This window comes from Pseudoalteromonas sp. NFXS39, from assembly GCF_040148775.1.
Lineage (GTDB): Bacteria > Pseudomonadota > Gammaproteobacteria > Enterobacterales > Alteromonadaceae > Pseudoalteromonas > Pseudoalteromonas apostichopi.
The window spans coordinates 286,681-298,618 of record NZ_JAGDEC010000002.1 but is presented as its reverse complement, the minus strand read 5'-3'; the positions used below and the strand labels follow the sequence as shown (position 1 = coordinate 298,618).

Below are 11,938 nucleotides of genomic sequence, written 5' to 3'. Positions count from 1 at the left end.
TAATTACGAATGCACAAATGGGGGCTAGGCCCCCATTTAAAGCAATAACTTAAACGAAATTAAAGTGAACGTTGTACTTCAACCGTCTCGAATACCTCGATTTGGTCGCCAACTTTAACATCGTTGTAGTTCTTAACGCCGATACCACACTCCATACCGTTACGAACTTCTTGAACGTCGTCTTTAAAGCGACGTAGTGACTCAAGTTCACCTTCGTAGATAACCACGTTATCACGAAGTACACGGATAGGTGCGCTACGCTTAACGATACCTTCAGTAACCATACAACCTGCGATTGCACCAATCTTAGGTGACTTGAACACGTCACGAACTTCAGCAAGACCAATGATCTCTTGCTTGAATTCTGGAGCAAGCATACCTGACATCGCTTGTTTAACTTCTTCAATCAGGCTGTAGATTACGCTGTAGTAACGTAAGTCTAGGTTTTCTGACTCAATCACTTTACGAGCTGATGCATCAGCACGTACGTTAAAGCCAACAACAATCGCGTTAGACGCTGCTGCAAGAGTTGCATCAGTTTCAGTGATACCACCTACACCTGAACCTACAATCTTCACTTTAACTTCATCAGTAGAAAGCTTAGTTAATGAATCAGCGATTGCTTCGATTGAACCTTGTACGTCAGCTTTAAGAACGATGTTAACTTCTGATACATCACCTTCAGCCATGTTCGTAAACATGTTTTCAAGCTTCGCTTTTTGTTGACGAGCAAGCTTCACTTCACGGAATTTACCTTGACGGTAAAGTGCTACTTCACGCGCTTTACGCTCATCTTTAACTACTGTTGCTTCATCACCAGCAGCAGGGATACCAGATAGACCTAAAATCTCTACTGGAATAGATGGACCAGCAGACTTAATGTCTTGTCCGTTCTCATCTTTCATCGCACGTACACGGCCATATTCAAGACCACAAAGTACGATATCACCTTGGTTAAGCGTACCAGACTGAACTAGGATTGAAGCAACTGGACCACGGCCTTTATCAAGACGCGATTCAATTACAACACCTGCAGCCATACCTTCAGCTGGCGCAGTTAGCTCAAGTAGCTCAGCTTGCATTAATACTGCTTCAAGTAGGTCATCAATACCTAAACCTGTTTTCGCAGAGATATGCACAAACTGTGTTTCACCACCCCACTCTTCTGGGATAACATCTAATTGTGCTAGCTCGTTCTTAACGCGATCTGGGTCGATGCCTTCTTTATCCATCTTGTTTACTGCGATGATTAAAGGAACGCCTGCAGCACGGGCGTGCTGAACCGCTTCTTTAGTCTGTGGCATTACACCATCATCGGCTGCAACAACAAGAATTACAATATCCGTAGCTTTAGCACCACGAGCACGCATTGATGTAAACGCGGCGTGACCTGGCGTATCTAAGAATGTGATCATATGACCATTTGTTTCAACGTGATATGCACCAATGTGCTGAGTAATACCACCGGCTTCACCAGAAGCAACTTTTGCTGAACGAATGTAATCAAGTGTTGACGTTTTACCGTGGTCAACGTGACCCATTACTGTCACAACCGGTGCACGAGGAATGGCTTTACCTTCTTCGCTACGGTCGTTTAGTACTTTCTCTTCTAATTCATTTTCTTTAACAATGATAACCTTGTGACCCATTTCTTCAGCAACAAGCTGTGCTGTTTCTTGGTCAATCACTTGGTTAATGGTAACCATGTCACCCATCTTCATCATTGTTTTAACAACTTCAGCACCTTTAACTGCCATACGTGATGCAAGCTCAGCAACAGTGATTGTTTCACTGATACGAACTTCATTTTTCACGTCAGCGGTTGGTTTTTGGAAACCATGTTGTAAAGACGTTGGTGCTTTTAGCTTGCCTTTCTTACCTTTAGGACCGGCAGCCTGTTTATCTTTTTGAGGTCCTTTTTTCTTTTTCTTACGACGAGCGCTATGCTCTTCACGTGCGTCAGATTCATCTTCTGCTTCACGTGCGTAAGTTGAAGTCGTAAGGTGGTGATCAGCGCTTTCTTCACGCTTCTTACGCTCTTCTTCTTCCTTTTTCCAGCGAGCTTCATTTTCTTCAGCTAGCTTTCTTGCCTCTTCTGCTTGACGTTTCGCTTCTTCTTCAGCTTTTCTCAATGCGGCCTCTTCTGCTTCTTTTTGCAGACGCTCAGCTTCGGCGCGATCTTGTTCAGACTTAGCACTTTGCTCTGGGGTCATCTGCTTCTGTTTCGCTTTACGCTCAGCTTCAGCTTTACGTTTAGCCTCTTCTTTGGCTTTACGCTCAGCTTCTTCTTTCGCTTTGCGTTCTGCCTCTTGTTTCGCTTTTAGCTCTTCAGCTTCTTGCTGGGCTTTAAGCTCTGCTGCTTTACGTGCAGCTTCTTCTGCAGCTAAACGCTCTTCTTCTTGCTGTTGCTCAATGGCGCTTTTCTTGACGTAAGTACGTGTTTTACGTACTTCAACTTGCACAGACTTTGCTTTACCTGTTGAGCCAGTCACACTTAGAGTGCTCTTGCTTTTACGTTGCAAAGTCATGCGAGCAGGGCCTTCAGACCCTGTACCGCCGTGCTGCTTGCTTAAGTGATCAAGTAATGTTGACTTTTCAGCCTCCGTTACCATATCACCTGCTTTTTTAGATATACCGGCTTGCTCAAGCTGCTGTAATAACTTATCAACAGTTGTACCAATATCTCCGGCTAGTTTTTCAACATTTACTTCTGCCATAGTGTGTAATACCTCCGTTAATAAATTACTCGTCTGCGAACCAACAAATGTTACGCGCAGCCATAATTAGCTTACCAGCTTCTTCTTCTGATAGCTCAGTGATGTCTACTAACTCATCAATACCTTGCTCAGCTAAGTCTTCAAGTGTTACTACACCTTTGCTTGCCATAACAAATGCAAGATGACGCTCTAAGCCCTCAAGTGCTAGTAGGTCTTCTGCAGGTTCAGCACCTTCTAAACTTTCTTCCGTTTTAAGCGCTTTAGTTGTTAATGCGTCTTTTGCACGTGAACGTAAGATATCAACTGTTTCTTCATCTAAACCGTCGATTTCTAGGAATTCCGATGCAGGAACGTAAGCAACTTCTTCAAGTGTTGAGAAACCTTCGTTGATAAGTAATGTTGCAAACTCATCATCGATATCTAGGTATTCAGTGAATAAGTTAATTAGCTTGTCTGATTCAGCTTCGTTCTTCGCACGCATGTCATCAACTGTCATTACGTTTAATTCCCAACCAGTTAACTGGCTAGCAAGACGAACGTTTTGACCGTTACGACCAATTGCTTGTGCTAGATTATCTGCTTCAACAGCAATATCCATTGAATGAGTATCTTCGTCCATTACGATTGACGCAACTTCTGCTGGCGCCATTGCATTGATAACGAATTGTGCTGGGTTATCATCGTAAAGAACGATATCAACACGCTCACCACCAAGCTCAGTTGAAACAGCTTGTACTCGAGCACCACGCATACCAACACACGCACCCACTGGGTCGATACGTTTATCGTTAGATTTTACTGCGATTTTTGCACGAGAACCTGGATCACGTGCTGCAGCACGTAATTCAATCATCTCTTCGCCAATTTCAGGTACCTCAATGCGGAATAACTCCATTAGCATTTCAGGTTTAGAACGCGTTACAAATAATTGCGCGCCACGAGCTTCCGGCTTAACTTCGTAAAGTAAACCACGGATACGGTCACCTGGACGGAAGTTCTCACGTGGTAACATATCATCACGGTAGATAACCGCTTCAGCATTGTTACCAAGGTCAAGTACGATTGCATCACGTGTTGCTTTTTTAACAACACCAGTTACCAATTCGCCTTGTTGATCTTTATATTCTTCAACAACTAAAGCACGCTCAGCTTCACGTACTTTTTGTACGATAACTTGCTTTGCCATTTGTGTCGTAATACGGTCGAACTTGATTGACTCAATTTGTTCTTCGACGTAATCACCTAGTTGTAAGTTTTCGTCTTCAACTTGTGCTGCTTCAAGCGTGATTTCGCTGTATGGATGTTCTAAAGAACCATCTTCAAGAACTTCAGCGATTTTCCAGCGACGGAACGTGTCGTAATCACCAGTTTTACGATCAATTGATACGCGAACGTCAATTTCGCCATCGTGTTTTTTCTTTGTTGCAGTCGCTAATGCGAACTCTAACGCTTCAAAAATCTTTTCTTTTGGAACCGCTTTCTCATTGGAGACGGCTTCAGCAACCAATAATATTTCTTTTGCCATGGGTTATGCCTCGCTTGCCCTATTCCTTCGCACTCGAATTAAAACTTTGCGATGATGTTCGCACGTTCAATGTTACTGATCATAATCATATGCTCAGTGCCATCTGCTGAAAGTGTGATCATATCACTGCTAACTGATACTAAATCGCCTTTAAAGTTACGACGACCATCTTGCGGAAGCTTAGTACGCACGCGTACTTCTTCTCCTTGCGCCTTCTCGTAGTGATCTTGTTTGAATAATGGACGATCAACACCAGGAGACGAAACTTCCAAATCATATTCATTTGTAATTGGGTCTTCGACATCTAAAATTGCGCTAACTTGACGACTAACGTCGGCACAATTGTCAACCGTAATCCCTGCATCGTGATCGATATAAACACGTAATGTAGAGTGGCGACCAGCTTGCACAAACTCAAGACCATGTAACTCAAAGCCTAACATTTCAACGGCCGGTGAGAGCATGGCTACTAAATCTTGCTCAAGTTTTGTCACGAAAATCCTCCATACAAACAAAAAAAGGGCATATAGCCCTGAAATACTGAGTTTAATAATGATTTAAAATCACCGCCAAGCAGATACAACAACGCCCCGAACCAAGCGGGGCGTCACACCTAAAGCATAAAACTGTGTGGCCTAGGGCCAAGCTTGGTTGCGAGTCAATTACCTGACCAAATTAAACTAGATAGCCTAAACGCAAAACGCGCATTACCAGAATGCGCGACTTCATACAGTAAAAATTACTGTGCATACTAAGTACACTTACAATGCCTTAGCATGTATTTGGTTGCGGGAGCCGGATTTGAACCGACGACCTTCGGGTTATGAGCCCGACGAGCTACCAGGCTGCTCCATCCCGCGCCAATAGATATTAAAAGTAACTTAATATCATCTAATCGAGTGCAAAACACCTCAATTCAATGGCGGCCATTATAAGCATGTAGCGCTCAATTAGCAACCTTCCAGCATGAATTAGTTAGACTATTTTTTGCCTAAAAAATTTATGACAACCTTGTCATAAATTTTCCAAAACTGGAAATTCTTGTCTATATTTAATCAAATAATAAGAACAACCTATAGCCTCGGCTATTAAGCGATGTACTATGAGTCTATCTTCATTTCAAAAAAGACTGTTACTACAAGACATTGAATTGCTAAAACCTGATTTTCATCAGTATACAAGCGCCTATCATCGCAATCTTAGTTCATATAAGTTAACTATGGTGGTGCCAGATCATGAAAGCATAACTAAGCGCAGTTATATCTTGTATTGTGCTTTGAATAAGATAATCAGTCATCTTGATGACTTACATCAAGTCACACCATTTATCCATTACTTAGCAAATAACCTAAGCTTTTTAAAAGTATCCTTTAACGATATCGATTCGCTTTGCAGAGCCTTTATCGAAACCCGCAAATCATACATTCACCCAATTGACTCTCAATTGCATCGCGCTTGGCTGCAAGCTACGAGAGTGTTTGCAAATATTGTCAAAAGTTACTTGTTTTCTTATTCAAATGTGGTGTCTTTTAGCGCGTATTGTCCCGCACGATTAAGTTCATAGCTTCGTTAACTCGCTGTTGAGTCTGTCGATTTGTTTTTGCTCAATAGCGATAAGAGTATTAAAGCGACTAGTTAGAGCTGTCATTTTGTCTGCTAATGCATTGTCGCTATTTGCATCAGCTAAATTGCGAGGGCGGCTACTTAGTTGTTGCTCAAGCTCTGACATTTGCATGTTAAGCTCAGCTTGATAAGTATCTATTTTATTCTCGTGCTCTGAAATTTTACGCATAATCTGTTTTGAGCGAATAAAACTAGCGACCTCATTATTGGCAACCTTGTTAGCATATGATGTTAAGGTGTACTTTTCAGCCATGAGCCTATCAATACTACGCTGCTCGCCGTTAATAAGTAGGCCGTAACGCTCAGATGCGGCGCTCATCTGTTTGGCAATGGCTGCCTGTTTCTTAGCACCCACCAAGTTACGCAGCTGAGAATCAGATTGCTCAGATAAGGCCGCAATTTCCCTGTTCATTTTGAGCTTAAATGTATCAATTTTATTGTTATGTTCTGCAATTTTCGCATCAATTTGCTTTAAGCGGATATAACGCTCGACTTCCGCGGAATCTTTATCTGTTGATGTTTGTGCATCATTATTTGAAGTATACGAAAGGTGTGGGCTTTGCTCTTTAATAGTAATCAACTTTGCATCTTTGCCACAAGGTTGTTGGCTAAACTCAGCAACACCATTTTTCTCACAGTGATAAACAGTGCTGTGCGCCAAAGGGCAAACTAGTAGGCTTATAAATAGTAAATATAAGTTAATTTTCATGTCGTACCATCCCTAGTTTATTACTCATTAATTATGCCATTAATATACTTTTTTATAGACTATATTAATCGATCTATCTTAGTGTTTGTTTCGTAACACCTTAGATTACTTGCTGCAAAGGTAATTAAAAAGTGCAATACACCACCTTAAGATTTATTTTTGGCGACCAACTTAATGCAAGCCACAGTTGGTTTAAAGATAAATCACAACCAGACACACTGTATGTCATCGCCGAATTAAAACAAGAAACCGACTATGTAAAACATCACCTACAAAAAGTGGCCGCTTTCTTTGCTGCAATGGAAAACTTTGCTAATGCACTTACAAAAGCAAATTTAAACTGCCTACATCTAACACTTGATGACACAAAAAATGATGCTACATTACCTGATCTACTCACCCGTTTAGCAAAGCACTATCGATGCCAAAATATTGAGTATCAATATCCAGACGAATACCGCCTCAAAAAGCAACTTGTAGAATTTTCAAATCAGAGCGAATTTAATGTTAATGCCGTTGACTCGGAGCATTTTCTACTACCTTTCGATGATATTGACCAGTATTTTAAGCAAGATAAGCCAGTTAAAATGGAGTTTTTTTATCGTGCTATGCGTAAGCGATTTAATATATTAATGGACGGTAATAACCAACCTCGTGGTGGGAAATGGAATTTTGATCAGCAAAACAGAAATAAGTTAAAACCGAGCGATCTTAAAGAAATCCCAGAACCTTTGTGTTTTGGTCATGATATTAGCCAAACCCTCAAACGGATAGAAAAGCACAAAGTAAACACCTTTGGCGAGTGTAGCAATACTCTCATTTGGCCAACCACTCGCTCTGAAGCAAAACAATTACTCGATTTTTTCTGTGAACATTTGCTTGTTAATTTTGGTCAATTTCAAGATGCCATGACATGCCAGTCAAAGTATCAATGGTCTTTGTATCACAGCCGTTTATCGTTTGCCCTCAATACTAAAATGTTGCACCCAATGCAGGTCATCGAACAAGTGTTAACGAGCTTTGAAAAGCAACATATTGATATTGCGCAAGTAGAAGGCTTTATTCGGCAAATTCTCGGCTGGCGTGAATATGTACGTGGGATTTATTGGCAAAATATGCCTGATTACGCAAGCAAAAATGCCTTAAATGCCAAGCGTGCCCTACCCGATTACTTTTGGCACGGCAAAACGAACATGAATTGTATGCACCATGCTATTTCACAAAGCCTGCAAACGGCTTATGCACACCACATACAACGTTTAATGATAACCGGTAACTTTTGCTTATTAACCGCTATTGAGCCAAGCGAAGTAGATGAATGGTATCTAGGCATTTATATCGATGCCATAGAATGGGTTGAAATGCCAAACACTCGTGGCATGAGTCAATTTGCTGATGGTGGCTTAATTGCCACTAAGCCTTACGCTGCCAGTGGTAATTACATCAACAAAATGAGTGATTATTGCAAACACTGTCACTACAACATTAAAGAAAAAGCGACTGATGATGCATGTCCGTTTAACAGTTTATATTGGCATTTTATGTTAGAGCATAAACAGCAACTATCACAAAACCCACGGATTGGTATGATTTATAATAACTGGTATAAGCAAGATGAATCAGTTCAGCAAGCCACACTTGATCGTGCCAACTGGTGTTTGGATAATTTAGATAAACTGTAACAACAAAAAAGCCGCCTCAAGTGAGGCGGCAAAACTAACTAGGGGAAACAATGCTGTTGGGAATTACTTGTTTTCGAGTAATTTACCATTACCAATTTCAATTTTGCGTGGTTTTAATGCTTCTGGAATCTCACGCTCTAAATCGATACTTAGTAAGCCATTTTCAAGGTCTGCGCCAAGTACTTTAACGTGGTCACCTAATTGGAACTTACGCTCAAAGTTACGCTCCGCAATGCCTTGATGTATGAACTTACGTTCAGCATTATCTTCTTTATCAGCTTTCGTACCGCTGACTTTTAAAGTGTTATTTTCTGACTCAATGGTCAATTCACTGTCACTAAAACCTGCTACAGCCATAGTGATACGATATTTGTCTTTATCGAGTGCTTCGATGTTATATGGAGGAAAACTTGGCTGCTTGTCTGTACGCGCTGCCGCATCCATTAATGATGCTAAGTGATCGAAACCGATGAATGAACGATAAAGTGGTGATAAGTCTACTGTACGCATAATTATATCCTCATATTTAAGCGATATTTTGTTAGTGCTCTTCTATAGAACCAGCGCTAACAAAGTTAAATTAATATTATATATTTCAATTACTTTAGTTTGTTTGGGACCCATCAGGCGTCCTCACTAAACTATCTATGGGCGGGCAAAATCTTTTCAAGATTTTTAGCAAAAAAAATTACAACTTTTTTAAATTAAATGAAATTTATACCATCGCAAACGGGTCTGAATAAGTTGATTTTAAAGGGCTAAACACGTACAAAATAACAATGAAAAAAAATCCAACTTTTTTAAAAAAATTTATCAGTGTGCTAAAAAATGTCGTGTTAATGGCTGTCGTTGTGTATGCCGTGACCGCATTTCAGCAACGTAATTTACTCTCAACTGATAAAACTCCTGCCCCCTATTTTAATTTAGCCACGCTAAATGACCCGACAGAGCGGATGACCATCGCACAATTACAAGGAAAGCAAACAGTGGTGTATTTCTTTGCGCCTTGGTGCTCAATTTGTCGCTACAGCATGCCAAATTTAGAAAAGTCCCATCAGCAAGGTAAGTTAAATGCCATAGCAATTGCCCTCGATTACCAAAACATTGCTGAAGTTAAACAGTTTACCGATTCACTGGAACTGACCATGCCTGTGTTACTTGGCAGTAAAAGTACGGGTCAAGATTATAAAATAAGTGCCTATCCAACTTATTATGTCATTGATGAACAGTTGGCTATTACTGCTCACTCTATGGGTTACTCAACAGAACTTGGTCTTAGGATGCGGACACTTGATTAGCTAAATTACTATGATGAGAAAAACAGAATAGTACAATCGATTTTATGCGCTGTTTTTATTCATTTTATTCGTTAATATAACAACTAGATAAACACATTCACATCGAGGAGAGCGATATGTTAACTGTAATTTTTGGCCGTGAAGGCTGCCCATACTGTGTTCGTGCAAAAGATGTTGCTGAAAAACTTGCAAATGAGCGTGACGATTTTAAATATCGTTATATCGACATAATCAAAGAAGGCATCAGCAAAGCGGATCTAGAGCAGTCTGCTGGCAAACCTTGCCCAACTGTACCACAGATTTTTATTGACCAAGCTCACATTGGTGGCTTCACTGAATTCGAAGCATACGCTAAAGAAAATTTAGGGTTATATCAATAAATTGTAAACGTGGTTGATTTTGGCAAATTCAAACTGATTAAATTATGACCAACATCAACCACATACAAATTAGTTGTAATTTATACAAGCAATTGCCTCGTATTTCCTATACAATGCGCGCCTCTTTAAATTCGTTGAGGCGTATTAATGTCAGAACCAGTCACGTTTGAATCTCTAAATCTTTCTCCTGCAATCCTTAAAGCAGTTGAAGAGTTGGGTTACAAGACTCCATCTGAAATCCAAGCTCAATGTATACCGTTATTGCTAGAAAGAAAGGACGTACTGGGACTAGCGCAAACGGGTACAGGTAAAACAGCAGCATTTGCACTGCCGTTACTAAATAATATTGACCCGTCTGTGAAGCAGCCACAGATCCTTGTTTTAACGCCTACGCGTGAACTTGCGATCCAAGTAGCTGAGGCATTCGAACAATATGCTAAGCATACTCGTGGTGTTGAAGTTTTAGCCCTTTATGGTGGCCAAAGCTACAGTATCCAACTAAGTGCACTTCGTCGTGGCGCGCAAATCATTGTTGCAACGCCAGGTCGCTTAATTGACCACATTAACCGTGGCACAATCAAGTTTGAGAGCTTACAAGCCCTTGTTCTTGATGAAGCAGACGAAATGTTACGCATGGGCTTCATTGATGATGTAGAAAGCATCATGGAGAAAACGCCACGTGAAAAGCAAACATGTCTTTTCTCTGCGACCATGCCTAAGCAAATTCAAAATATCAGCAGCAAGTACATGAATGAGCCTGAGCAAGTTCATATCTCTGCTCGTAACTCAACTGTATCTACTGTTGAGCAAGTATTTTGGAATGCACATGTACACAAAAACAAAGCTATCGTTCGCTTCTTAGAAGCTGAACAATACGATGGTGCAATTGTTTTCGTACGTACACGTAACGACACTGTACAGTTAGCTGAATTACTTGAGCGCGAAGGTTTCTCTGCCGCACCACTTAATGGTGATATGAACCAACAAGCACGTGAGCGAACAGTAGACCGTTTGAAAAACGGCCTAGTTGATATCGTTATTGCAACAGACGTTGCTGCACGTGGTCTTGATGTAGACCGTTTAAGCTTAGTAATCAACTACGATATTCCACAAGACTCAGAAGCCTACGTTCACCGTATTGGTCGTACTGGTCGTGCGGGTCGTACAGGTAAAGCGATTCTTTTCGTAAAACATAACGAGCGTTATTTACTTAAAAATATCATTCGTCATACGAAGTCAGAGATCGCACAAGTTGATTTACCAACAGCAAAAGTAGTTGAAGAAAAACGTATTAAAGCTCTTCAAGACAAATTAACTATTGCTCTTGAAAACAAAGATATCACTTTCTTTAACCAAGTAGCTGCTGACATGGCAGAAAAGCTTGAGCTAAGTGCTGAAGATTTAGCCGGTGCATTACTTTGTTTAGCGCAGCAACAATCACCAATCAAGGTTGAAGAAGTTAAAGTTCAACCGCGTGGCGAACGTAACGAGCGTCGTCGTAACGAACGAGGTGATCGTGCTGAGCGTGGCGACCGTCAAGGACGTGAGCGTAAACCTCGCGAGCCACGTGAGCGCAATAGCCGCAGCATGGGCCCTATGGATACTTACCGTATCGAAGTTGGTCGTGAGCACGGTGTACAAGTTAAAAATATCGTTGGTGCGATTGCTAACGAAGCTGATATCTCAAGCAAATTCATTGGTGATATCCGCTTACACGACAGTCACAGTACGGTACAGTTACCACAGAACATGCCAAAAGATGTGCTTGATCACTTCCAAAAGGTGTTCATCTGTAAACGTCCGATGAATATGACGCTAACGCAAGACCAAGGTCCTGCGGCTCCTCGCTCTGAACGCCCAAGCGGTGATCGTGGTGACAAAAAGCGTAGCTTCAAAGACAAAGATCGTGGTGAAAAACGTGGCGGCCCACGTAAAGAGCGTCGCCCAGTGAGCTTCACTGCGAACTAATCAAAGCTGTAAGCTGTAAGCTGTAAGCTGTAAGCA

General features: G+C 41.2%; 9 protein-coding genes and 1 tRNA gene. 4 read left to right on the top strand and 6 right to left on the bottom strand.

The features are described from left to right. Positions 1 to 59 precede the first annotated feature (59 nt). The 5 genes from infB to J3455_RS04925 all read right to left on the bottom strand — a co-directional run bounded on the left by infB (position 60) and on the right by J3455_RS04925 (position 6,574). Positions 60 to 2,717, bottom strand: a complete 2,658-nt coding sequence (gene infB / locus J3455_RS04945) for a translation initiation factor IF-2 (protein ID WP_130051980.1) — start codon at positions 2,715 to 2,717, stop codon at positions 60 to 62. 25 nt (positions 2,718 to 2,742) lie between these two features. Further along, the gene (gene nusA, locus J3455_RS04940; RefSeq protein ID WP_130051981.1) at positions 2,743 to 4,242 is read right to left on the bottom strand and encodes a transcription termination factor NusA; all 1,500 of its coding nucleotides are present in this window, start codon (positions 4,240 to 4,242) and stop codon (positions 2,743 to 2,745) included. A 38-nt stretch (positions 4,243 to 4,280) separates the two neighbouring features. Then, positions 4,281 to 4,736 (bottom strand): ribosome maturation factor RimP, encoded by a 456-nt coding sequence (gene rimP / locus J3455_RS04935; protein WP_054553177.1) that lies wholly within the window; start codon positions 4,734 to 4,736, stop codon positions 4,281 to 4,283. Positions 4,737 to 5,025: 289 nt separating this feature from the next. Then, positions 5,026 to 5,102, bottom strand: a tRNA-Met gene (locus J3455_RS04930). Positions 5,103 to 5,800: 698 nt separating this feature from the next. Then, a complete protein-coding gene (locus J3455_RS04925; protein ID WP_349561253.1) occupies positions 5,801 to 6,574 on the bottom strand; it encodes a hypothetical protein in 774 nt (257 codons plus the stop codon). 131 nt (positions 6,575 to 6,705) lie between these two features. On the opposite strand from J3455_RS04925, the gene J3455_RS04920 reads away from it, so the two are divergent. Continuing rightward, entirely contained in the window at positions 6,706 to 8,256 is a 1,551-nt protein-coding gene (locus J3455_RS04920; RefSeq protein ID WP_349561251.1) for a cryptochrome/photolyase family protein, read from the top strand. A 63-nt stretch (positions 8,257 to 8,319) separates the two neighbouring features. On the opposite strand, the gene J3455_RS04915 is transcribed toward J3455_RS04920, so the two are convergent. Beyond that, on the bottom strand, positions 8,320 to 8,766 hold the full coding sequence (locus J3455_RS04915) for an Hsp20 family protein (protein WP_130051985.1): 447 nt from the start codon (positions 8,764 to 8,766) through the stop codon (positions 8,320 to 8,322). 329 nt (positions 8,767 to 9,095) lie between these two features. Here J3455_RS04915 and J3455_RS04910 point away from each other — a divergent pair, with 329 nt between their 5' ends. The 3 genes from J3455_RS04910 (at position 9,096) to J3455_RS04900 (ending at position 11,902) form a co-directional block, all read left to right on the top strand. Beyond that, complete coding sequence (locus tag J3455_RS04910; protein ID WP_239977704.1) at positions 9,096 to 9,554, top strand: TlpA family protein disulfide reductase; 459 nt, start codon at positions 9,096 to 9,098, stop codon at positions 9,552 to 9,554. A gap of 116 nt (positions 9,555 to 9,670) precedes the next feature. Beyond that, positions 9,671 to 9,934 (top strand): GrxA family glutaredoxin, encoded by a 264-nt coding sequence (locus J3455_RS04905; protein ID WP_054553185.1) that lies wholly within the window; start codon positions 9,671 to 9,673, stop codon positions 9,932 to 9,934. A 147-nt stretch (positions 9,935 to 10,081) separates the two neighbouring features. Next, positions 10,082 to 11,902, top strand: coding sequence for a DEAD/DEAH box helicase (locus tag J3455_RS04900; RefSeq protein WP_130051987.1), 1,821 nt, complete (start codon positions 10,082 to 10,084; stop codon positions 11,900 to 11,902). The last annotated feature ends 36 nt before the right edge of the window (positions 11,903 to 11,938 follow it).

Excerpts from the sequence above, each read along its gene's own strand:
- nusA (WP_130051981.1), bottom strand. The coding sequence starts at position 4,242 with ATGGCAAAAGAAATATTATTGGTTGCTGAAGCCGTCTCCAATGAGAAA.
- J3455_RS04905 (WP_054553185.1), top strand. The coding sequence starts at position 9,671 with ATGTTAACTGTAATTTTTGGCCGTGAAGGCTGCCCATACTGTGTTCGT.
- J3455_RS04915 (WP_130051985.1), bottom strand. The coding sequence starts at position 8,766 with ATGCGTACAGTAGACTTATCACCACTTTATCGTTCATTCATCGGTTTC.
- J3455_RS04925 (WP_349561253.1), bottom strand. The coding sequence starts at position 6,574 with ATGAAAATTAACTTATATTTACTATTTATAAGCCTACTAGTTTGCCCT.
- J3455_RS04900 (WP_130051987.1), top strand. The coding sequence starts at position 10,082 with ATGTCAGAACCAGTCACGTTTGAATCTCTAAATCTTTCTCCTGCAATC.
- J3455_RS04910 (WP_239977704.1), top strand. The coding sequence starts at position 9,096 with ATGGCTGTCGTTGTGTATGCCGTGACCGCATTTCAGCAACGTAATTTA.
- infB (WP_130051980.1), bottom strand. The coding sequence starts at position 2,717 with ATGGCAGAAGTAAATGTTGAAAAACTAGCCGGAGATATTGGTACAACT.